The organism is Thalassotalea fonticola (genome assembly GCF_032911225.1).
GTDB classification, from domain to species: Bacteria; Pseudomonadota; Gammaproteobacteria; order Enterobacterales; family Alteromonadaceae; genus Thalassotalea_A; species Thalassotalea_A fonticola.
On sequence record NZ_CP136600.1, the window covers coordinates 2,995,208 to 3,017,275 of the forward strand.

Annotated in this window: 21 protein-coding genes and 1 pseudogene; 6 read left to right on the top strand and 16 right to left on the bottom strand. The window is 38.7% G+C overall.

Annotated features, from left to right (window positions below):
* Positions 1–105: 105 nt before the first annotated feature.
* The 3 genes and pseudogenes from RI844_RS12145 to RI844_RS12155 all read right to left on the bottom strand — a co-directional run bounded on the left by RI844_RS12145 (position 106) and on the right by RI844_RS12155 (position 3,661).
* Complete coding sequence (locus RI844_RS12145) at positions 106–1,275, bottom strand: ethylbenzene dehydrogenase-related protein (protein WP_348398349.1); 1,170 nt, start codon at positions 1,273–1,275, stop codon at positions 106–108.
* Positions 1,276–1,347: 72 nt separating this feature from the next.
* Positions 1,348–1,899, bottom strand: a pseudogene (locus RI844_RS12150) (NapC/NirT family cytochrome c); the annotation flags it as partial.
* A gap of 133 nt (positions 1,900–2,032) precedes the next feature.
* Positions 2,033–3,661 carry a cytochrome D1 domain-containing protein gene (locus RI844_RS12155; RefSeq protein WP_348394935.1) on the bottom strand — a complete coding sequence of 543 codons (1,629 nt, stop codon included), beginning with the start codon at positions 3,659–3,661 and terminating at the stop codon, positions 2,033–2,035.
* A gap of 352 nt (positions 3,662–4,013) precedes the next feature.
* Here RI844_RS12155 and RI844_RS12160 point away from each other — a divergent pair, with 352 nt between their 5' ends.
* A complete protein-coding gene (locus RI844_RS12160; protein WP_348394936.1) occupies positions 4,014–4,580 on the top strand; it encodes a bacteriohemerythrin in 567 nt (188 codons plus the stop codon).
* Between the two features lie 78 nt (positions 4,581–4,658).
* On the opposite strand, the gene RI844_RS12165 is transcribed toward RI844_RS12160, so the two are convergent.
* From RI844_RS12165 to RI844_RS12205, 9 genes are all read right to left on the bottom strand, one after another.
* Entirely contained in the window at positions 4,659–4,853 is a 195-nt protein-coding gene (locus RI844_RS12165) for a DnrP protein (RefSeq protein ID WP_348394937.1), read from the bottom strand.
* A 10-nt stretch (positions 4,854–4,863) separates the two neighbouring features.
* Complete coding sequence (locus RI844_RS12170) at positions 4,864–6,702, bottom strand: nitric oxide reductase activation protein NorD (protein WP_348394938.1); 1,839 nt, start codon at positions 6,700–6,702, stop codon at positions 4,864–4,866.
* A gap of 276 nt (positions 6,703–6,978) precedes the next feature.
* On the bottom strand, positions 6,979–8,367 hold the full coding sequence (locus tag RI844_RS12175) for a cbb3-type cytochrome c oxidase subunit I (RefSeq protein ID WP_348394939.1): 1,389 nt from the start codon (positions 8,365–8,367) through the stop codon (positions 6,979–6,981).
* A 5-nt stretch (positions 8,368–8,372) separates the two neighbouring features.
* Positions 8,373–8,813 carry a c-type cytochrome gene (locus RI844_RS12180; RefSeq protein WP_348394940.1) on the bottom strand — a complete coding sequence of 147 codons (441 nt, stop codon included), beginning with the start codon at positions 8,811–8,813 and terminating at the stop codon, positions 8,373–8,375.
* A gap of 156 nt (positions 8,814–8,969) precedes the next feature.
* Complete coding sequence (locus RI844_RS12185; protein ID WP_348394941.1) at positions 8,970–9,320, bottom strand: hypothetical protein; 351 nt, start codon at positions 9,318–9,320, stop codon at positions 8,970–8,972.
* A gap of 102 nt (positions 9,321–9,422) precedes the next feature.
* Positions 9,423–10,238, bottom strand: coding sequence for a CbbQ/NirQ/NorQ/GpvN family protein (locus RI844_RS12190; RefSeq protein ID WP_348394942.1), 816 nt, complete (start codon positions 10,236–10,238; stop codon positions 9,423–9,425).
* Positions 10,239–10,383: 145 nt separating this feature from the next.
* Positions 10,384–11,706: a hypothetical protein gene (locus RI844_RS12195; protein ID WP_348394943.1), complete on the bottom strand. Its 1,323-nt coding sequence runs from the start codon at positions 11,704–11,706 to the stop codon at positions 10,384–10,386.
* Positions 11,690–12,154 (bottom strand): c-type cytochrome, encoded by a 465-nt coding sequence (locus RI844_RS12200; protein ID WP_348394944.1) that lies wholly within the window; start codon positions 12,152–12,154, stop codon positions 11,690–11,692. Before RI844_RS12200 ends, RI844_RS12195 begins: the two co-directional genes overlap by 17 nt.
* A 68-nt stretch (positions 12,155–12,222) precedes the next feature.
* Positions 12,223–12,522, bottom strand: coding sequence for a c-type cytochrome (locus RI844_RS12205; RefSeq protein ID WP_348394945.1), 300 nt, complete (start codon positions 12,520–12,522; stop codon positions 12,223–12,225).
* A 179-nt stretch (positions 12,523–12,701) separates the two neighbouring features.
* Between RI844_RS12205 and RI844_RS12210 the strand changes: the two genes are divergently transcribed.
* The 5 genes from RI844_RS12210 (at position 12,702) to RI844_RS12230 (ending at position 16,553) form a co-directional block, all read left to right on the top strand.
* On the top strand, positions 12,702–14,156 hold the full coding sequence (locus tag RI844_RS12210; protein WP_348394946.1) for a protein adenylyltransferase SelO: 1,455 nt from the start codon (positions 12,702–12,704) through the stop codon (positions 14,154–14,156).
* Between the two features lie 5 nt (positions 14,157–14,161).
* Entirely contained in the window at positions 14,162–14,458 is a 297-nt protein-coding gene (locus RI844_RS12215; RefSeq protein ID WP_348394947.1) for a DUF3630 family protein, read from the top strand.
* A 13-nt stretch (positions 14,459–14,471) separates the two neighbouring features.
* Positions 14,472–14,732, top strand: a complete 261-nt coding sequence (locus RI844_RS12220; protein WP_348394948.1) for a hypothetical protein — start codon at positions 14,472–14,474, stop codon at positions 14,730–14,732.
* A gap of 257 nt (positions 14,733–14,989) precedes the next feature.
* Positions 14,990–15,739 carry a helix-turn-helix transcriptional regulator gene (locus RI844_RS12225; RefSeq protein WP_348394949.1) on the top strand — a complete coding sequence of 250 codons (750 nt, stop codon included), beginning with the start codon at positions 14,990–14,992 and terminating at the stop codon, positions 15,737–15,739.
* A gap of 70 nt (positions 15,740–15,809) precedes the next feature.
* Positions 15,810–16,553, top strand: a complete 744-nt coding sequence (locus RI844_RS12230) for a transglutaminase-like domain-containing protein (protein WP_348394950.1) — start codon at positions 15,810–15,812, stop codon at positions 16,551–16,553.
* 331 nt (positions 16,554–16,884) lie between these two features.
* Here RI844_RS12230 and RI844_RS20285 read toward each other — a convergent pair whose 3' ends face one another.
* The 4 genes from RI844_RS20285 to RI844_RS12245 form a co-directional block, all read right to left on the bottom strand.
* Complete coding sequence (locus tag RI844_RS20285; RefSeq protein ID WP_405054394.1) at positions 16,885–17,103, bottom strand: Dabb family protein; 219 nt, start codon at positions 17,101–17,103, stop codon at positions 16,885–16,887.
* Positions 17,104–17,157: 54 nt separating this feature from the next.
* Positions 17,158–18,096 carry an NAD-dependent epimerase/dehydratase family protein gene (locus tag RI844_RS12235; protein ID WP_348394951.1) on the bottom strand — a complete coding sequence of 313 codons (939 nt, stop codon included), beginning with the start codon at positions 18,094–18,096 and terminating at the stop codon, positions 17,158–17,160.
* A 65-nt stretch (positions 18,097–18,161) separates the two neighbouring features.
* The gene (locus tag RI844_RS12240; protein ID WP_348394952.1) at positions 18,162–18,941 is read right to left on the bottom strand and encodes an SDR family NAD(P)-dependent oxidoreductase; all 780 of its coding nucleotides are present in this window, start codon (positions 18,939–18,941) and stop codon (positions 18,162–18,164) included.
* A 1-nt stretch (position 18,942) separates the two neighbouring features.
* A complete protein-coding gene (locus RI844_RS12245) occupies positions 18,943–21,783 on the bottom strand; it encodes an FAD-binding and (Fe-S)-binding domain-containing protein (protein WP_348394953.1) in 2,841 nt (946 codons plus the stop codon).
* Between the last annotated feature and the right edge of the window lie 285 nt (positions 21,784–22,068).

A 22,068-nucleotide genomic window follows, 5' to 3' on the forward strand; every position in this document is an offset into this window, starting at 1 on the left:
TGCCTTAAACAGTGAGGTTTTACTTCAAGTAACCTAAACTAGGTTTAGGACGACCTAGGTCGATTTTTCTTTAACTTACTAACTTAATTTTAGCACTTTCAAGCACTATTGCTTAATCGCGTTAATCTCTGCATCGCTATTATCTAAAGCCAGCTTATAGCCAAATGATACATGGTGATAACGCGCATTAGAGTAATCATCGTGGATGGCAAAACCAAAGTTATAAACTTGTCCTGCTTCTATTGAAACATCGCCAGATTTAGCTGATTTCAGCTTACGTTTGATCTCTACTGTCCAAGTACCATTTTTAAGATTTGCAACCGCTTGAGCGCCTTGGCCACCATGCATTAATCTTTGCTCAAGTATTTGCCCATCTTCAACTTGCTTACTACCAGATTTGTAGCGAACTATATCCATAAATTTTTGAGCTTGTTGATATTCAGCAATTTCTTCAGCTGTTTTAAGTTTATCCCAGCCACCTAAGGCTTTACCGCCTCGACCTTTAAGCTCTAACTTAGTCCGTGTTTCTTTGAGGTATTTGGTTACACCAGAATTTAGGTCTAGGCTTTTGCCCAATTCACTGCCAGCTAAAGCATCTTTGTCAGGTGCAAATGGCATTGAATTGGCATCTGCATGACATGTCCCCCAACAACCGGCTCTGTCGGCAAACTCGACATCGTCTGTTGAGATCATATAGGCCAGTTTCATTTGGTTTTCAGGGTCCATTTTACCCCCTTCAACAAAAGGTACCGGTGCATGGTCACCATCAGGCCAGCTAAATTTCAAAAATAAATTTTCACTGTCATGGGTTGCGGCGATACTAACGTCGATACTGCCACGCTTGTTCGGAATGATATTCGGTTCAAGTTCTTTTTCACTTTCACCTGTTACTATCAAATTACCAATATCAGCAATTTCTTCAGCATGACATTCAATACAACGGTCACCTTTGGTAAAGGCGCGTTTACCGCCGTGATTTCTGCCTAAGATCCACTCGATAGAAGCTGTACCTGGGAAGAACACACTAATGTCTGTTGAGCTGGCTTTTTTCCAGTTAACATTCAGGCTTTCAGCTGAGCTGGCTTTTGCCGCTTTCTTGCTTGCAGTTGGTTTACTATTGCTCGCTTGCGCGCTTGCTAATGCTGTTGCTACTGCTTGCTCTATTTGTAACTGAACTTTCTCTTTTTCAGCAACTGATTGAGCTTTCTTCTCGGCAGCAAGGGCTGCTTCTTTCGCTTCAACGCGTGCTAAGCCTTCTTTGTATTCTTGTGGCACTTCACGAATATACGCTTCTACCGGCGCTTCTAGCTCTTCCAATTGTTCATCGGTTAATTGATCACGAACATCATGGTGAGCAATACCTTTATGACAATCAATACATGTTTGTCCCGTTTCAAAAGCGTTAAGATGCTGCTTACGCGCTCGTGGTTTTTGGAATTCCGGATTCATAGATTCAAAGTTATGACAATTTCGACACTCTCTAGAATCTGTATCCTTCATCGCTTTCCATACATTTTGAGCCAGCTCAAAACGATGCTCATTAAATTTTTCTGGCGTATCTATTTTTCCAGTTAACCAAAAGAATACTTCTCTTGAGGCTTGAATTTTTCGAACAATTTTGTGAACCCAAGGACGCGGAACATGGCAATCAGGACAACCGGCACGTACACCTGTTCGATTGGAGTAATGGATTGTAGGTGTGTATTCTTTATAAACGTTATCTTCCATTTCATGACAACCGATACAAAACTCGGTTGTGTTGGTAGCTTCCATCGCGGTATTAAAGCCACCCCAAAAAATAATGCCGACAACGAAAAATATCACTGCGCCTGAAATAGTGGTGCCCAAGATCAAGCGACGAGACCAAAAACTTGGTTTATTTAATGTTTGATTTACCATAACTAACTCGTACTAAATTATACCAATCAGACTAAATAATCAGTCATTAAACAATCATTTACTCTGATTGGTATTAAGCGGAAAATTGCGAGCATAACCTTTGTTATGCTCGCATTATCAGTAAAATTACTGATTAGGTTTTGTGGTTCATACGGTTGTACACGTTGAACTTACCTGTTGGCGTAGTTAAGCCTTTAATGCGGTGTAACTCTTTAAGAGTTTTGGCATCATAAACTACGATTTCACCGGTAGGGTTCTTCGCGTCTGTACGGTTCCATACAGAGACCCAAACTTCAGTACCACCTTTGTTGAATTCCATGTGAAGAGCAGCTTTACCTTCTTCTTCAGTTACACGGATAGTCTTCACAATTTCACGCGTTTTCTTATCGAAAACTTGTACTGATTGTTGTACTTCAGGTTCTGGATGTTTTAATTGATCCGCCCAAACAAAGTCTGAGTTTTCGTGGGTACGGATGAACGCACCGGCACCATCGGTTTCCACTTCATAACAAAGTTTCCACGCTTGATCCGGGTGACCCATAGGATCGTTACCCCAAACAGATACTAGACCAGTACCTAAGTGAGTTGTACCACCAACAGGACCACATTTTTTATCAATCCAGTTAGCACCTGGACCAGGATGTGGTAAAGAATCAACATCAATTTGTGCTTCTAGCTTGCCCGTTTCGGTATCAACAACAACCATTTTGTTTGATGCATTCGCAGCAATTTGGAAGTAACGACCTGAAGGATCGTAAAAACCATCATGTAGGAACTCTGAAGAGGCAATTGAAGTAATATTTAAGTTATCTAAGTCACTGTAATCAACTTGCAACATTTGACCTGTTTCTTTAACAGCAACAGTAAATTCAGATTTATTAGGAGAAGTGTAAACCGCAGCTACACGTGCTTCGTTAACAAACTCACCTTTAGTGTTATAACCACGTGTGGTAACAACTTTAAGTGGGTTTAAGGTTACAGCATCCATGATGACAAAATGCGCAGGCCAGTAACCACCAGCAATTACGTATTTACCGTCACCAGAAACCGCGATATCACGTGCGTCATAGGCCATTTTAGTTTCAGCAACTAACATTTTTTCAGGCGTTTGCCATAAATCGATCTTGTTCACTTTACCGTCACGACCAATGGTGTACCAGAAACGACCTACATCTTTAGCTGTGTCTATCTTATGCTTTTCAGTACCTTTGATTACGTGAACCGCATAACCTGTATCGATATGGGTAATGACTTTTTTGGTATCACCATCAATGATAGCGGCTTTACCAGCATCACGTTCGATTACAACAAAGAAGTTTTTCCAATTAAGGCCATGCAATGGCTTAGTTGGGTAGTCTTTTGGTGCAACAAACTCTTTAGTGTGAGAGCGCATTTGCTCTAATGACATTTCCGGTGGCACCGGTGGTGTCATTTGAATAAAGGTCGCTAAGTTTGAAATTTCTTGCTCGCTGAATAAGTCATCAAAGTTATTCATACCACCTTCAGTACCTAAAGAGATAATTTTCTCTAAGCGCTTTTGGCCTTTTTTCAACATACTTTTAGGTTCTAGGTTTTTACCTGTAGCACCTTTACGTAATACACCATGACAACCAGCACAACGCTGGAAATAATGTAATTGTGCTTTTTCAAAGTCTGCTTCTGATAGTGTTGGCTCTGCCGCAGAAACGGTCATACTCATACCACTAACAGCAACTCCGACAGCAACGCTAAGTACGGACAATCCATATTTTATTGCTTTCATTGATATCTCTCCCGAGGTTATTTAAAAAAACTAGTTAAGGCAGAGAGGTAAGTTTAATTGCCATTAAATTTACCTTTTTAAATAGTCGAGAATCACTTTTAAAAGATTGCTTTATTTCAATAAACTGCAACTGAAAAACAACTTTATAGAGAAGCTAACTTAACTACTTGTTACGTTTCCACCTTCTGCAAATAACTATCCTCCAATCGCGAAAGTGATTATTTAACCTAGATCAAACTTTGTTAATGTTTTGTGCTAGTTTGCTGTGATTTGTTAATAAATGTGTGTTTTTTGTTTTAAGATGGGTAAACCACAAACATGATTCAACCTTATAATTTTTATGGGTATTAATATGACTAATCGTTACAAAGCATTAATATATGCAGCCTTAATTGGCCTGATCACAGTGATTATTTTTCTTGGTTTTTTAATAGGCTTTGATAACAAAATATCTTGGTTATTGATTGCCTTATTGATTGCTACTCCTTGGGTCTACAATCTTAAGAAAAATGGCAAAATAATAAAGTGGAAAGCTGAATATTCTGTCGGGGTAAAATCTTTAGATCTTGACCATCAGAAACTGATCGCTTTATTAAATCAATTTAATACCGCATATGATTACGAGATGGGCGAAGCCTTTGAGCACCAAAGTTTGAAAGATTTAATTGCATACACTGAATATCACTTCGATCGAGAAGAACAAATGATGAGTGATTGTAACTATCCTGATTTGGAAGAACACAAACAACAACACCAACTCATGATAGATAAAATTAAACAAATAGAGACAAAGTATGATGCTATTGGCCATAATGCGTTTCAAGAAGTAAGCGAATTTTTGAATGGCTGGTTAATCAACCACATCAACGGTACAGATAAACAATACACGCGCCACTTAAATAACCACGGCATTAGTTAATGCCTGAGCATATAAATAAAAACCCGGAGAAAAGTAAATCTTCTTCGGGTTTTTATTTATATTTATCTATTTATCTATTTATCTAGGTAAATAGAAAATCATAAACACACAAAAAATAACAATCAGCCAAAACGCTTTATGAAATAATTTTAATCCACGTTTACGGCTTTGTGGATGATATTCAGCAATTGGCATTCCACAATTTTTACAGTCACTCTGGCCTGCTTCATTTAACGTTTGGCAATACAAACAAGGCGTCTTTTGGTCCGACATAATCACTATCCTAGTGTGCTGTTAATCTGTGGTAGATCTGTGGTAAACAAACAGGCAATTCTGTAGGGCTATGCATCACGGTATAGCTATACCGGCCAAAAATATAAGGCAAATATTCTTCGGCATCTGTATCTACAGTAATACAAAATGGCTTTAAGCCGGCTTGTTTTGCCTCGACAATGGCTTGTTTAGTATCTTCGACACCAAACCTCCCTTCATAGTGATCAATATCATTAGGCTTGCCATCAGTAAGTATTAATAATAATTTTTGTGATGACTTTTGTTCAACCAATATTTTAGTTGCCTGTCGAATTGCGGCGCCCATACGGGTATAGAAACCTGGACGTATCGCTTGGATACGGCCCCGTACATTATCATCGTATGACTCTTTAAAGTTTTTTAATAACGAAAAGCGTACATGTGAACGTTTAACCGATGAGAAACCATACATTGCAAAGTTATCACCCACTACATTTAACGCTTCACCAAACAATAATAAGCTATCGCGCACAACATCAATTACTCGCATGTCATTATTAATATGCGAGTCGGTAGACATTGATAAATCGGCAAGTAATAAACAAGATAAATCGCGGTTATTACCGCGAAAACTCTGATAAAGGCCTTTTTCAGCGGTTGCTGAAATTTGTCGCTCAACATGAAAATCTAACCAAGCATTTAAGTCTAACTCTTCACCTTGCGGCTGGCTTTTTAACCAATAGCGCATGGTTTGCAATTGTTCAAATTGCGCTTGAATATTTTTTGCGGTTTTTTGCAAATGGACAGGTAATTTTTGTGCAACAGCATCTTTTGGCAGCATTGGCTGTAATAAGCATCTATCTACGACTAACTGCTGCTTACGATAATCCCATTCAGGCAACTTTATGCCTTCACCTAATGGTAAGTCATCTTCTGAGCTTGATGGTAAGTCTAGATCTATTTTTATTTGGGCGCTTTTTTGATCTTGTTGTTTCGAAATCGTTATTTTGTCTAAATCGTCGGCAACTTTCTCGCCGTCATCATCATCGCTGTCATCTGTACCACGATCAAGATTAGCAAACTCGCTCCACGAGAATAAACTCTCTAAACGGAATATCATCATGCCATCACGACTATCTGAGGATTCAACTCGTTCAGTTTTTTTACGAGCTGCCTTATCTTTCTTTTTACTGTTTATACTAGCCTGCTCTTCAGCTTCATCAGGTCCATCCCCATACTCAGCTTGTATTTGGCCATCAATCTGTGCTGCTGGATAAAGCCATAAGAAAACCGCTTGCGGGGCATAGTTAACCGTTGGAAATGAGTTTACTGAACCAGGATTTATAATTGCTTCAACGATAGCTTTTTCCATTGCCTGTTCCGCACTTGGTAATTTTTCAACATTAGGGCGTAATTTTACAAAAGCTTGCGCTAATCGTTGGTAACGAGGCTTCAATGCCGGAAATTGAGTTAGCACGTCAGCGACTAATTGTTGGTTATCAATAGCCCAATGTTTAAAACGTCCGCTATGATGCGCAGCAAGAACCGCAAGCCAAATATATAGGTCAGCATTAAGTTCTTGCTCAGGGAAAACAGCTATAGATTCAGGTAAACGAAGGCTATCTTCATCTTGCCAAGCAAGACTTAGCTGTTGATTGTCGCCTGAAATTTTTTGTAAAAAACTACGTCTAGATAAATAATCTCGAGTACTTGCAGCTTCAACTCTTTTAACCGCGTCACCGCCTAAAGCCCGAAATACCACACCAACCGATTTACTCACTTGAGTAAAGTTCACCCGAGCGAGATCAAACTCAGTACTTGCTTTACGGGTGATAAATTGATGCCAAAGACTGCCAACCCATTCTTCCATAATTACCCAATAATAGTTATTTCAATTGTGGTTATTATAACTATCTGCTAACAACAGGTTCTGATTTGTATCAACAAATCATTAACCATTATCTTTGGTGATTTACATTTATTCATATCGGAAGTGAGCCAATCTTTTTACATCCATGTAAGCTTGGCATTATTTCTTCCCTGAAATAAAACAGAATTAAAAAAGCCAGTTACTAGGTAACTGGCTTAATATCTTTAGTGCTATTATTTTCTGCAGAGCTAAGCTCGCGTTAATAATTACATAACTTTATGCTGTGGCTTTTTCTTTTACCCAAAAGCTTGAGATGTAAGCGATTAGACCTAATAAGAAAATAACACCAGCAACTTCACGCATCCAATAGAATATGGAGAGTTTATCTTGAGTGGCCATAAAGCTTAGCGCTTCGCCTGTTTCAGGTAAACGTTGTAACCATACTTGTAAAACACCTGCACCGGTTAAGAATAAGGTGATAAAGACCATAGCAACAGTCATTAACCAGAATCCCCACATCTCACGTACTTGCGCACGGTTACAGTTAGCTTCACCAATACCACGTAACTTAGGCATAGCGAATGAAATGATAGTCATTACGATCATCGCATAAGCGCCATAGAATGCCATGTGACCATGAGCAGCGGTTATTTGTGAACCATGAGTGTAGTAGTTTACCGGAGATAAAGTATGTAAGAAGCCCCACACACCAGCACCCAAGAATGCCATAACTGCAGTACCTAACGCCCATAATGTAGCGGCTTTGTTAGGATGTTCACGACGACGACGGTTAACCATATTAAAGGCGTATAATACCATCGCAAAGAACGGTAATGGTTCGATTGCTGAGAAGATTGAACCTACCCACTGCCAGTATTCTGGAGTTGCTAACCAGTAGAAGTGATGACCAGTACCTAAAATACCTGAGATTAACGCCATCGCAATGATTACGTATAACCACTTTTCTATAACTTCACGGTCAACACCAGTAACTTTGATTAATACATAAGCCAAGATTGCACCCATGATTAATTCCCAAACACCTTCTACCCATAAATGTACCACGAACCACCAGAAGTATTTATCTAATGCTAAGTTAGTTGGGTTGTAGAATGAGAATAAGAAGAATACTGCCAAACCAATTAAACCGGTCATTAGCACCATGTTAATCGCAGTTTTTCGACCTTTTAAAATTGTCATACCAAGGTTAAATAAGAAACCTAAACAAACGACAACGATACCTATTTTGGTAATTGTTGGCTGTTCAAGGAACTCACGCCCCATAGTTGGCCATAACTCGTTAAAGGTAAAGTCAGCTAAGGTTGAATATGGTACAAGTAAGTAACCTAAAATAGTTGCTACACCTGCAGCAGCAAAAACCCAAAATAAGATAATTGCTAGTTTAGGACTGTATAACTCCGTTTCAGATTCCTCAGGAACCAGGTAATAAGCAGCCCCCATAAAGCCAAACAACAGCCAAACAATTAGCAAGTTGGTATGCACCATTCGAGCTACGTTAAATGGAATTGCGCCGGCGAGGAAATCGCCTACGACATATTGCAATCCCATGATCAGACCAAATAAAATTTGTCCGACAAATAAGATTAAAGCGAACACAAAATAAGGTTTTGCGACAGCTTGTGATTGATATTTTAATGTATTCATCTGTCTTACCCTTCTATGTTTGGCGGCCAGCCGTTAATGTCCATCTCTGAGGTCCATTTTAAGAACTCAGCTAAATCTTCAATTTCTTGATCATTTAAGTGGAAATTAGGCATTTGACGACGACCTGGTATATTTAACGGTTGTGCTTTCATCCAACCATTGAAAAACATTTTAAAGCCGGCTTCGCCACCGCGACGTTGAAAAACATTACCAAGTTCTGGCGCAAAATACGCACCTTCACCTAGTAAAGAATGACAGCCAATACAATTGTTCTTTTCCCAAAGGTGTTTACCACGCTCTACGGATTCGGTTATGTTTTGACGATTATCTCTTTCTGGCATTTCTTTTGTAGTATGAAAAGTTAAAGCAAGAAATACCAAGAAGAAGAATACACTTCCACCATAATAAATATTTCTCGCCATGCCTTTAGTAAAACTTTCTGACATGGGTTGCTCCCTTATAGTATTTAATAAAGCAAATACATCTTAAAGCTCTATAGCGGTGCAAATCTTGATAGAAATCAAACTAATGAATATTGTTGCGAAAATGTTTCAAAATATGTCGATTTGTATTTGTTGTTTAACTGTATTGCGAGGGAATATTTAGAAGATAGGCAGCTTTTTAACCATAGCCCGAGCAAGGTTAAGCATGCCAATTAATACAAAACCGGTATGCACTAAGATGAAATACAGCAACATTGCCATCAATTGAAAAGGCACTGTATCAGAAAGTAAAATAAAGATTAAAGGAGTAAAGACCACAAGCCCAACGGCAACAGAAAGTTGCACCGCGCGATACAGATGAATTCTTACAATGGCGCTTTGTTGTTTGTATTTAATAAGCATCCATAGCAATGCAATAAATGACAAACCGGGTAATACTAATAAATTAGCCAGAAACAATGATTGACAGGTAACGGCTAAATGTACAGATGACTTTGGATTAATTAACATAATGATCTCATACACTTAGCAGCTACAATAATTTTAACTATATACCGATGCTCAACTCACTTCAACATGCGCTTGGGGTATAAGCAACTTGATGATAAGCCACTATCCATCAAAATAAATGCGGGCAATATCCATTAACGCTTTAATCGTTTCAGGATCATCGGACAACGGCTCTGCTAAACAACATTTGCAAACCTCTAAAGGATCCATGCCACTTGACATCATTTTGGCCGCGTATATCAGTAAGCGGGTAGAAACCACTTCATCTAAATCGTTTTGCTCTAAGCGGCGTAATGCTTGGGCAAGCTCAACTAATGTAAAGGCTAAATGACCTTCTACGTTCGCTTCACTCATTAGTATTTGTTGTTCAACTTCTTTTTCAGGGTAATCAAAAGATAAAGCGACAAAGCGTTGTTTCGTACTAGGTTTCATCCCTTTTAATAAGTTTTGATAACCAGGATTGTAAGAGACTACCAACATAAAATCAGGATGAGCATCAAGTAACTCTCCCGTTCTTTCTAATGGCAAAACTCTACGGTCATCGGCTAAAGGGTGCAAAACAACCGTTGTATCTTTACGCGCTTCAACCACTTCATCAAGGTAACAAATGCCACCTTCTCGTACAGCTCGAGTTAATGGTCCATCTTGCCAATAAGTGCCTTCTGGGCCAATTAAATGGCGACCAACGAGATCTGCAGCAGTTAAATCATCATGACAAGCAACAGTATAAAGCGGCTTATTCAGTTTTTTTGCCATGTGTTCAATGAAGCGAGTTTTACCACACCCTGTTGGGCCTTTGATTAAAATTGGCAAATGATGTTGATGAGCGTATTCAAACAAGGACACTTCATTGTTCTGCTCTTTATAATACGGTACATCTACTGATGTGGTGGTTAGTTTTAAATTTGTAGTACTCATAAAATCTCAATACCGAACTTACATTGAGCATAAGTTACTCTTATGTTAACCGTGGTGCAATTGAGATACGAGCTTAGTTGATACAGATCAAGGTAAAAACAAGTGTGGCCTGACAATTGTCAAGCCACAGGTAATTATTGTTATTCTAACGCACCACCATCATTGAGGCGCTTTTCGGATTTGATAATAATTCGGCAAATACCTGCCAACGTTTTTGTTCATCATCACCACTTCTAAACTCTACATAGTCTTTAACCAGATCTTTGCCAAGATTATAATTAATCACATAAGCGCGGTAACGCTCAATAAAACCAACTCGTTGATTAGACTTTTCTGGAGTACTTAGCTCATATTTCATTAAGAAGTCTGCAGCTTGTTCCTTGTCAATTTGTCCATCTAAATAACGTTTGGCTGCTACATTACCAGCGTATGATAGTTTTCCTAATAAACTTTCAACCTGATAGTAAGCTTCAGCCTTTTCTGGATCCAAACCTGCTAACGGGAACAATACAGCTTTTTCAAACGCCATACGTTCAGTATGATTAAATGCCACCTCAATACCGTAATTGGCACTGCCTTCTGCTAATAAAGATAGTGGTGAATACAAAGGATATACTGAATATTCCAACCAGCCTTTACCATTAACTAAATGTTTTTCCATTAATGAGTTAAACACATGGTGACCGGGGTAGCCCTCATGACTAGCGAGATCAATAGCGCGATCTATTTGGATCGGAAAGTCGGTATTTACCTGAATCAAACTGAAGCTATTACCTTTATACCAGTTATAACCACTCCAGGGCTTATCATTCACATACTCTATGGTAAACGACTCATTCTCTGGTAAATCTATATTAGCTTTAGTGCGCTTTTGTGACTCTTCTATCGCAGCAATAAACACTTTACCAAGTTTATCTAATGGAATAACAAACTGATCTTTGAACGCTTTTAAACGAGGGTTCAATTCACCTTCGCCTGGCAACAATTCATTCAGTTCGGCCAACGCTTTATCAAAATCAGTTTCGCTTAAGTTTGGCGATTTTGCATCATAAAGTGCCATTGATTCTTGATCAAAAGTAAATTCTTTGCCGCTTAATTGCTGAATAAATGCTTTTACCGAGCGCACCTGAACAACTAACATATCTTTACGAAGTTGCTCGCTGGCAATGGCTGTAGAATTGTTTAAGTCAAGCTCCAGTTGCTCGGCAAAACTTAATAGTTTATCAAGCGGTTGTTTATCTGCAGCTTCTTGCCACTCTTTAGGGCCATAATAGGCATCAATATAATAGCTTTGATGCTTACCTACATGTAGCGCTAGTTTAACGTAACGCTCGGCTAATTGGTTCATATCCATTACCACCTTACTGGATTCACTTGCACTGTCTGAAGTGGAGTTACCACCACACGAAAATAATGTTAACGCTATAAGTATTGTTATTATTTTGTAGGGTTTAATTAGAGTTTTCATTTGCTGCTCCAGTTAATTTAGGTTGCGTAATACCATTAGAAAGACTGGCATAATATTTCGCCAATTCAAGCATATCTTCTTCATTTAAACGACTGACCATGCCTTGCATAATGGGGTCTTTGCGTCTTCGGTATTTAAAAGCCAACAGTTGTTTGAATAAATATTCTTGGTGTTGACCAGCAAGATTAGGATAAATAGGCACATCTGATAGGCCATTTTTACCATGACATGGTGCACAAAATTCTATTTGAGTTTTTAGTTTTTGGTGTTTTATTAACAACTGCTGCTCGTCAAAATTAATTTCTTGCTCAGCAATTTCCAGCATATCAGGGCTAGGCTCTACGGCATCAATAGTTGGTTCTGATTTGGTCAGTATTTCAGCGTTGGTTTCTGCAGCCCAGGCATGCAAGTTAAAGGTAAAAATGGTTAAAAATAGAACAAACTTCATTATATTCAACTATTAAATTTAGGGCACAAAAAAAGCGCATCAAATGCGCTTTTATCTTCTAATGTCACTTACTTAATGCTTGCGTAATATGCAGATAAGTTAGCGATATCTGCGTCAGTTAATGGCATAGCCATGCCTGACATTACTGGGTCTTTACGAGTACCAGATTTAAAATCTTTAAGTTGCTTGGCAAGATAAGCTTCTTTTTGACCCGCTAAGTTAGGGTACATTGGTACAGCTGAAATGCCGTTAGCGCCGTGACAAGCAGCACACATTGCTGATTTTCCTTTACCGGCTTCTGCGTCTGCAGCCATTGCTGGAGCAGCCATTACTACTGTTGTTGCTAGTGCTAGAGCTAATTTTTTCATAGATAAATACTCTTCTTATGTTTATAAACATTATGTTAACTGTAATTGATTATATGGAAAAAAAATTAACCTGTCTGCGATTTTTTTAATAAAAACTTGATCTTGATTAAAATATTTGTGCATTTGCGGCACAATTCGATAAAATTGAACAAGTTATTCTTGTAAATAAGTTGTTAACTTTGAAATTTAATAATACCTACCATCAACTAGGCGACAAGTTTTATCAAAGCGCGATCCCAGCCAAGGTATCTAACCCAACCTTATTGCTTTGGAATGATACCCTTGCCGGTAATTTGAACTTAGAGGCATCATTTTGTCGGGATAAACTTGCGCTCGCCCAATATTTTTCTGGCAATAAAATACTTACTGGCTCAGAGCCTGTCGCGCTGGCTTACTCTGGTCATCAATTTGGCCAATTCAATCCTTATATGGGCGATGGTCGTGCCCATTTATTGGGTGAAGTATGTGATAAAGGCAATACTCAACGTGACATCCAACTTAAGGGCTCTGGACAAACGCCATTTTCAAGAAGGGGGGATGGCCTTTGTGCCATAGGTCCGGCAATTCGTGAATATATAATGAGTGAAGCCATGTATGCTCTAGGGGTTCCCACATCTCGTTGCTTAGCTGTTGTGTCTACTGGCGAAACGGTCTATCGCGAATTACCAAAACCTGGTGCTGTTGTTACGCGGGTTGCCGCTAGCCATATTCGTGTAGGAACATTTCAACATTTTGCCGCTCGAGCCGATGTAGAGTCGTTAAAAGCATTGACCGAATATACAATTAATCGCCATTACCCAACTATTGATATCAAGGCTGATGACTATATTCTAGAATTGATAAAGGCAGTTGGCGCCAATCAAATAGAGCTTGTAGTGCAGTGGATGCGAGTTGGCTTTATCCATGGAGTGATGAATACCGATAATTGCGCTATATCAGGCGAGACTATTGATTATGGCCCATGTGCAATGATGGGCGTTTATCACCCTGGCACCGTATATAGTTCTATAGATAAAAATGGCCGTTATGCGTTTGCTAATCAACCAAACATTGCGCAATGGAATATGGCGCGCTTTGCCGAGAGTTTAATTTCATTAATTGATGAGGATAATGAAAAAGCAGTTGAGCTGCTTACCCCTATCATTTCGCAATTTTCTGAAGATTTTAATAATGCTTATTATGCAATGTTAGCAACTAAACTTGGTGTGCATGACTTATCGTTAATCGATAAGGCATTTATTAAAGAATTGCTCGATATTTTGCAAAACCAAGAACTTGATTACACCTCAACATTTGTACAGCTCACCCACTCTTTAAGTGACGTAGAGCAAGCTGAAAACTTAAAGATATCCTTTGGAAAATGGTACAATGATTGGCGAACCCTTTTACAAGATGGCAAAATAGATAACAATACCGCGCAAGCATTAATGCAAGTTAATAACCCTGTGGTAATACCTAGAAACCACCACGTAGAAGCCATTTTAACTGAGTGTGAAACTAGCGGTGATTTAAGCAGAGCAGACAGGTTTTTACAAGTGTTACGTTCACCCTATAAACAACTGCCACATACCAGTGAATTTCAAGACTTACCTGAAGATGGCGATGTAAACTACCGTACTTTCTGTGGAACTTAATAGACATGCAACAAATACAAACAGCCAAATTAGATAATAACAATCTGCTGCTCATTTCTTTTACCCGAGGCTGGGATCAAGATGATATTAATCTACTGTCACAGTGTATTTTCAAACACTTGCCTGAACATCAAATAAAAGAGCATATTCAGGGGGCGGACCGAGAATATTTCCGCTTTACTTTTAACGACGAATACCTAGTACTGCAATTTGAAAGCTATAGTGAATCTTGCTGGATAGAGCCTGAAGATCAGCTTAACAGCCAACAATTGCAAAAAATCAACTCATTATTAAATAACTAATTTGGAGCGTTAAATGAAATTTATCTTAATTGTATTACCATTGTTTTTAACCGCCTGTGTTTCAATCCAAGAAAAGCAGGAAGCTAATGTTACGCCACAGTTAGCAGACAATCTGGATGAAGGAAATTATAAAGACGAAGATGAAAATATGGTTATTATGATGGGTAACTGTAAAGGACTGGAGAATAGTGACTACTGTGATTCACTTAAAAAGAATGAAGAAGATAATCAAAAACAACTTGATGAGTCACTGAAAAAACACAGTAAAAAGTAGAATGCAATAGTCATTTCAACCTTGATTTGAACCTCTATCTAATTGATCCAATAAGAAATAGAAAAAAGCACCATCATCCCCAATGAGAGGAACGTGATGTGGGATCTCCTGAAGCGTGCTGTAACTTAATTAAAGTGAATCTTTAATCAAACCACAGTTATTTAGTTCGGATTATATCCTACACCATACGAATATTTTGCTAATGTTTTCTTCATATGTCAGCATATAAATCTATATTCATTTAAGAGGAATATTCTGTGATTAAACCTACTGTTTGGATTGAAGCAGGTGTAGTTATTATATATGGCTCTAGTCTAGATGCAGCTCCTCACAGTCATCAAGCGATACAAGTTACCTGGCTGCAAAAAAATTCGCTTTGTAAATTTAATGGCAAAAACATTGCGGAATTAATTATTATCGACTCTAAAGTTGAGCATCAATTGCATATGTCTGCAGGATGGATACTTCTAATTGAGCCAAAAAGTGATTTAGGGCGCGAGTTGTCCAAGCTACTTGCAGGACAATCGTTCAAAACATTTAGCTCAACCTTTTCTATGACTTATAAACCGCTAACACGAGCAGACGACGTAGGTAAGTTTTTAACACCTTTATTCAAGGAATTAAACATGACCAACCAATCCTTATCTGCCAGTAAAAGTACGGTAGTAGATACTCGCATTCAACAACTATTAAGTGATTTAGACCAATGTTTACACGGTGACTGTATTAAACCCTCGAGCTGGCGAGCTGCTGAAGTCGCGCAGCAACTCGCTTTATCTGAAAGCCGTTTTCTTCATTTGTTTAGCGAAGAATTAGGTATAGCATGGCGCCCCTATTTGTTATGGCGCCGTATTATGTGTGCGATTCAAGCATTATTAAATAATGTCTCTGCTACTGATGCAGCTCATCTGGCAGGGTTTAGTGACAGTGCTCACCTAAGCCGAACATTTAAAAATACCTTTGGTATGACAATTAGGCAAGCTCATGCTTTGTTCAGCAAAGATTAGCTAGTTTATTCAAGTTTCTGGTTTAGCGATTGGATATGCTGTGCACATATTCATTGAGCGAGAGTTACCCATGACTAAATTATCAAAAGATTTTCTTATAGAAACCCCTATGCTGGATTTTAACCATCCGCAGATACAAACGTTGATTGAACAACGAAAATGGCGAGAGTTGTCGCGCTACGATGCAATAGGTGCAATAGGTGCAATTTACAATTATGTGCGTGACGACATTCGGTTTGGCTATAACGCAGATGACCGCTTATCGGCAAGTCAGGTGCTTAAAGATGGTTATGGGCAATGCAATACTAAAGGTACATTATTAATCGCTCTATTTCGTGCGGTTGGCATACCAACACGATTTCATGGCTTTACTATCTACAACGAGTTACAACGCGGCGCAATTCCTAATTACTTATTTGCCATAGCACCTAAGCGCATTATCCATAGCTGGGTTGAAGTTTATCAAGACGAACGCTGGATTAATTTGGAAGGGTATATCATCGATAAACCTTATCTTAAGCAAATTCAACATGGTTTTGCCAATCGATGTAAACAATTTTCAGGCTTTGGTATTGCAACTAAATGTCTTGCCGCTCCTAATATTGATTGGCAAGGTGAAGACACTTATATACAAAGTGATGGTATTGCCGATGATTTTGGCGCATATACCCAACCCGATGACTTTTACTCAAGCCACGGCAGTAACCTTTCGGGGATTAAAAAGATTCTTTTTCGTTATGTACTTCGCCATTTGATGAATTTAAACGTGAACAAAATTCGTTCTTATGGCGTTGTCCTAAATGACAGAGCATAGAGAAAAGCTTGTATTTTTATGTGGAAAAATCAAATCGCTGCTTTAGAATCAGCTAACGTTAATAGTAAATTATTTTTATTAGCTAACTTTATTACATGATAATTTATGCGACAAACCTGTCATCAGCTATGTTCAAGTTAATAACCGGTGTTGAACGGACAGCTGACGATAACGACTTGCTAAGCGAAAAACAATGATTGGCTATATTCGAGAAGCGATGGCTAACTGGTAATTATCCGCTTAAGCAGCTTTAGGCAAAAGTTGACTTTGGTTCAAATTACTTCGTAGTCGATTTCCATAAAGCTTTCAACTTCGTGAATCCAGTAATTATTTACAAAACTCTGATGGTCATCATGATCACAGTAAAACTATAATCTTCGTAGTTGTTAAACTCCATTGACAGGCCAAAGTCAAAGCTATTTTGATCACTTATTTGACGCAGTGCTTCAAAATTATTTACGGTAGAAATGGAAGCCAAACTTTTTGCAGTGTTGATAAAGTTTTTTTCATTTTGTGATCCTCTTTCGTGCTTTAAACGTAGCGAAACCAATAAAACTATTTACAGTCCCACTTTAAATGCGTGTATAGACTCAATTTAGCTAAGTTAAAACTTTATCATTTCTATAAGTGACTCTTGAATTGCTTCTATTGAGCTGTATCTAGGATTGTAATTTAACAACTGTCGCGCTTTTAAGTTGCTGCAATTGCTATTGTGGCTTATGTGCTCGACTGTTGCATTATAGTCATCTTCACTTACAGTATTTTTCAATTCAGCTAGTGGTAGATAACGAATATTTACTGGCTTTGATAACCAATCAGCAATAGCTTGCGTGTAGCCCCTTAGGGTTAAAGCTTGGTTAGAAACTGCATGAAAACTTTCACCTAACGCATTATTTCGATGTAATATTGCTTGCATAAAAACCTGAGCTACGTCATCAGCATGTACATGATGAAGAGTTTCCAAGCCTAAGTTTGGCAATAAAACTTCATTGCCTTCTTCAATATCAATAAAGAACTGTTCATTAAAATTCCCGGCCGGGTTTAAAGGGCACCAACCAGGGCCAACGATATGGCCGGGGTGAACAATAGTGGCAGGAAAACCTTGATAAATATATTCATCAATCAGGTAAGACTCTATTGCAGCTTTATTTATTCCATAATCGCCGAGCGGAAACTTTTGTTGCTCTTCCGTTGAAGGAACAAATCTTGTATTGCCATGAACCCAGATGCTGCCACAGTGGAGTAGTTGTCTTACTTTACCTCGAATAGCATTAACAAGCTGTTGAGCACTTTCCTGGGTAAAACAAATCAGATCAATGACAATATCAGGATTTAATTGCGCAATTTCATTGCCAAACTCACCTGTTTGTTCAAGCTTTTCTCGATCAAGAGAAATTGATTTAACACTGCGCCAAGCTGGATTAGTTTTATATGGAGTATTTGCATGTCGACTAACCGCAAAAACTTCAAAGCCAGCGTTGACTAATTTTGGTATCAAAAAACTACCAATGTGGCCTGTAGCCCCTATAACAATAACGCGCATAAAATTTCCTTTCGTAATGACCAATAGCAGGCATATTGATAGCTAACAATTGCTCAGATTAAGTTCTAGACTGTGGCTTTAGTTGCTCCGGTACTAACACCGCCATCTATGAGCAGTGTTTGCCCAGTAATGTATTCACTCGATTTTGAAGCTAGAAAAACCACAGCACCATCAAGATCATGTGGCCTTCCAGGTCTCCCTATAGGTATTCGATCACAAATATAATCTAACCATTGTTTATTTTCGTACAACACTTTATTTTGTGCCGTTTCAAACCAACCCGGCGCCAGACAGTTGACCGTGATGCCTGACTTGCCCCATTCATCTGCCAAACTCATGGTAAGTTGCTTAATACCACCGCGACTAGCGCAATATGGTGCTAAACCGGCAAAGCCTGATACACTCGTAACGGAGCCAATATTAATGATTCGACCGTATTGCTTTTTAAGCATATGCTCTGCTACTTTTTGAGCAACAAAAAATGATCCACGTAAATTGGTATTAACCACTGAATTCCAGTCAGACCAACTAACTTCAACTGCAGGTTTACGAATATTACAGCCGGCATTATTTATCAGAATATCAATCTTTGGAAAGACAGAAACTGCTTGTGAAACCATATTTTCGATGCTCTGAAGATTTTCAACATCCAAATCTACAGTAATAACTTTTCGCCCAAGGGATTTAATCTCTTGGGCAAAAGGCTCGATATCGGTACTGTTTCTCGAGGTGAGCACTAGATCTGCACCAGCCTTGGCTAAGGCCAATGCAAAGTATTGCCCTAAACCTCTACTAGCTCCGGTTACAATGGCGACATTATTCGTTAAATCAAAAAGTTCACTCATATTATTTTGTACCAATAGCGGAGGTAACTTTATCAACTAAGTAAATTATCGACTGATAATCTATGCCTGAATGTTGTGTTAAGCCTATTTCACAGGTTCTACTGTTACTGTACCCAACACTACAACCTTGTGGAACTTGCTCCTTCAATGTTGCCAAAGCATTTTCATTAAGCTCAGGTGTTGTGAAGCCTTTATCACCAGCAAAACCGCAACAGTAAATATGCTCAGGTATTTGAACATCACGAGCACAGCGATTTGCCAAATTGATCATTTTATCGCTCAAGCCCATACGACGACTGGTACAAGTAATATGAAGCATGATGGTTTCGTCAACAGGCGTAAAGTTTAAATAATCAACTAAAACATCCTCAATAAAACCTACTGGTTCGTATATTTTTAAAGCACCATATCTATCATCATCTGCAGTTATCATGGCCTTACAAGGACTGGTATCAATTAATATTGGGTATTCACCGTCATTACTTAGCTGATTTAATTGTTGCAAGGTTGAGATACGTTTTTCTTCAGCTTGTGCAAACATGCCTTTACTGTTAAAAGGCATGCCACAGCATTGCCCGGTAAAATCAGGACTGATGATCTCAAAACCGGCTTTTTTCAATAACTGATAGGTTTTATCCGGTAAGGAATCTTGTTCCTTAGCATCAATTGCAGGACCCATAGAGCGACTAGCACAACTAGGGAAATAAACAACTTTGGGGCGGTCACCAATGATCTTATGTACTATAGATACTGGTCGATAATTTGCCCTGTTTGGTGTTTCTTTACTCCACAGAGGTATAGTATCAAATGATAATTTGCGCAATAGCACAGCTATGCCAGCGTGCATTTTCTTGCCAAATATATTTTGCAAGAAAGCCATAAAAGCCAGCACCAAACGGGTAGATTTTTCAATTAATGTAAAATTACTAGCGAGTAATGCCGATATTTTTTGAAACTTTTGGTTGCTCTCACTGCGCAATTTTCTCACCAAATCACCTGTATTTATACCCACAGGACAGCGTTCTGCACACAAACCTGTAGCGGCACACGTTTCAATGCCTAAATAATCAAATTCAGTTTCAAGCTCTTTTAATAACTTAGAGTTTTCATCAGTTTTTCGTAACCTTTGTATCTCTCTATAACTGGTAATACGCTGCCTTGGCGTAAAACTTAATCCATTAGAAGGGCACACAGGTTCACAAAAACCACATTCTATACATTTATCAATTAACTCATCGGCTGCGGGTAATGCTTTCAATGACTTAAGGTGAGCTTGCTTATCCGCATTAATGATCACTCCCGGATTCAATATACTTTTAGGGTCAAATGCAGTCTTGATGTTTTGCATCAGTTCAAAACCTTGTTGGCCCCACTCCAGTTCAATAAAAGGTGCCATGTTACGACCAGTACCATGCTCAGCTTTTAAAGAGCCTTGATAATCAATGGCAACCAGCTGGCAAACATCATTCATAAAATCATCATAGCGCTGAACTTCTTTCTCGGTTGAGAAATCTTGAGTAAAGACAAAGTGCAAATTACCATCCAGAGCATGGCCAAAAATAATGGCTTCATCATAGTGGTATTTGTCAAATAAGGCTTGCAAGTGGGATACGCCGCCGGCCAGTTTATCGACCGGGAAGGCAACATCTTCTATGATCACCGTAGTGCCAGTTTCTCTAACCGCGCCTACAGCGGGGAAGGTCTGTTTTCGAATAGCCCAAAGCTTGTTGTAATCACTGCTGTTATCTGAAAAAGCGACGCTGTTACTTTGCTCAAACTTAGATAACAACGTAGTCAAATTATCAACTTGCTGATCCAGTAAATTTTGATTGGCAGCTCGAGTTTCAATTAACAACGCTGCCACGCCCTCATCTAGGTTGTAGATGAATTCGGGTAAGCCTGCCATTCCTCGAACAGAAACTAACGAACGACGATCAAGAAGTTCCACTGCGGAAACATTGGCATTGGCAAGAGCACTTACAGCACGACAAGTGGTATCAATATCAGGAAAAAGTACTAATGAACTCGCCCGGTATTTGTGTTCAACCACAGTGTTATAGGTAATGGATGAAATGAAACCTAAAGTCCCTTCCGAGCCAATCATTAAATGCGCAAGAATATCAATTGGATCGTCAAAGTCAGTTAAAGAATTTATTGCATAACCAGTAGTATTTTTTAAACGGTACTTATGCTCGATTAGCTGTTTCAGCTGTTCATTGTCTTTAGTCTTGGTGGATAGTTGTTTGAGATCGGCTAACAATCCGGCATGAGTTTTTCTGAAGCTTTCAACACTTATTTGCTCGGCAGTATCAAGCACAGTTCCATCATGTAAAATCACCCGAATACTGTCCAAAGTATGGTAGCTATTTTGCGCTACACCACAGCACATACCACTTGAGTTATTCGCGGCAATTCCCGCTATTTTACAGGTGTTGATTGAAGCTGGATCAGGTCCTAATTTACGTCCATAAGGAAGTAAATACTTGTTGGCATCCCCACCTATAACTCCAGGGCCTAGTTTAATTTTCAGGCCGAGATTTAAAACCTCATGATCGCGCCAGTTATTCGTTAACATGATTAACACTGAATCAGATTGAGCTTGTCCGGATAAACTCGTTCCTGCAGCTCGAAATGTTACTGATAATTTTGCACTGTTCGCTTTTTTCATCACCGCAATCAATTCCGCTTCATCATCAATCTTAACGATAATTTTAGGGAGCAATCGATAAAAGCTAGCATCAACTCCATAAGCTAGCCGTCTGGCATAATCGGTAATAATGCGTTCTTTAGGCAATATATCAGCCAAATTCTTAGCAAAATTTTGGTATGGAGCAGGCAACATTAAAAGCTTCCTTTTTTAAAAGTACTAATATCTTTGATAAAGCTACTATATCGAAACAATGTACTTATTCACTACTTAGAGGTTGGCTGTTCATTGATATTTTTTTAACGTTACAAAGCCTAATACCAAAAAACATGATTCACTTTAATACTTTATAACCTAATGCTTTATCTGAAAAAATTAGCTATATAAAAAATAAATACAAGGTACTTTTATGGCGTAAAAAGTCCTTCAGTAAATAATTCCATGTTAAATCAGTATCAATAACTCCCCATATATGGCTTA

Coding starts and splice junctions, on each gene's coding strand:
- RI844_RS12165 (WP_348394937.1), bottom strand. CDS start 4,853: ATGTCGGACCAAAAGACGCCTTGTTTGTATTGCCAAACGTTAAATGAA.
- RI844_RS12180 (WP_348394940.1), bottom strand. CDS start 8,813: ATGTCAGAAAGTTTTACTAAAGGCATGGCGAGAAATATTTATTATGGT.
- RI844_RS12240 (WP_348394952.1), bottom strand. CDS start 18,941: ATGAGTGAACTTTTTGATTTAACGAATAATGTCGCCATTGTAACCGGA.
- RI844_RS12155 (WP_348394935.1), bottom strand. CDS start 3,661: ATGAAAGCAATAAAATATGGATTGTCCGTACTTAGCGTTGCTGTCGGA.
- RI844_RS12205 (WP_348394945.1), bottom strand. CDS start 12,522: ATGAAAAAATTAGCTCTAGCACTAGCAACAACAGTAGTAATGGCTGCT.
- RI844_RS12245 (WP_348394953.1), bottom strand. CDS start 21,783: ATGTTGCCTGCTCCATACCAAAATTTTGCTAAGAATTTGGCTGATATA.
- RI844_RS12195 (WP_348394943.1), bottom strand. CDS start 11,706: ATGAAAACTCTAATTAAACCCTACAAAATAATAACAATACTTATAGCG.
- RI844_RS12190 (WP_348394942.1), bottom strand. CDS start 10,238: ATGAGTACTACAAATTTAAAACTAACCACCACATCAGTAGATGTACCG.
- RI844_RS12215 (WP_348394947.1), top strand. CDS start 14,162: ATGCAACAAATACAAACAGCCAAATTAGATAATAACAATCTGCTGCTC.
- RI844_RS12230 (WP_348394950.1), top strand. CDS start 15,810: ATGACTAAATTATCAAAAGATTTTCTTATAGAAACCCCTATGCTGGAT.
- RI844_RS12235 (WP_348394951.1), bottom strand. CDS start 18,096: ATGCGCGTTATTGTTATAGGGGCTACAGGCCACATTGGTAGTTTTTTG.
- RI844_RS12220 (WP_348394948.1), top strand. CDS start 14,472: ATGAAATTTATCTTAATTGTATTACCATTGTTTTTAACCGCCTGTGTT.
- RI844_RS12160 (WP_348394936.1), top strand. CDS start 4,014: ATGACTAATCGTTACAAAGCATTAATATATGCAGCCTTAATTGGCCTG.
- RI844_RS12185 (WP_348394941.1), bottom strand. CDS start 9,320: ATGTTAATTAATCCAAAGTCATCTGTACATTTAGCCGTTACCTGTCAA.
- RI844_RS12200 (WP_348394944.1), bottom strand. CDS start 12,154: ATGAAGTTTGTTCTATTTTTAACCATTTTTACCTTTAACTTGCATGCC.
- RI844_RS12170 (WP_348394938.1), bottom strand. CDS start 6,702: ATGGAAGAATGGGTTGGCAGTCTTTGGCATCAATTTATCACCCGTAAA.
- RI844_RS12175 (WP_348394939.1), bottom strand. CDS start 8,367: ATGAATACATTAAAATATCAATCACAAGCTGTCGCAAAACCTTATTTT.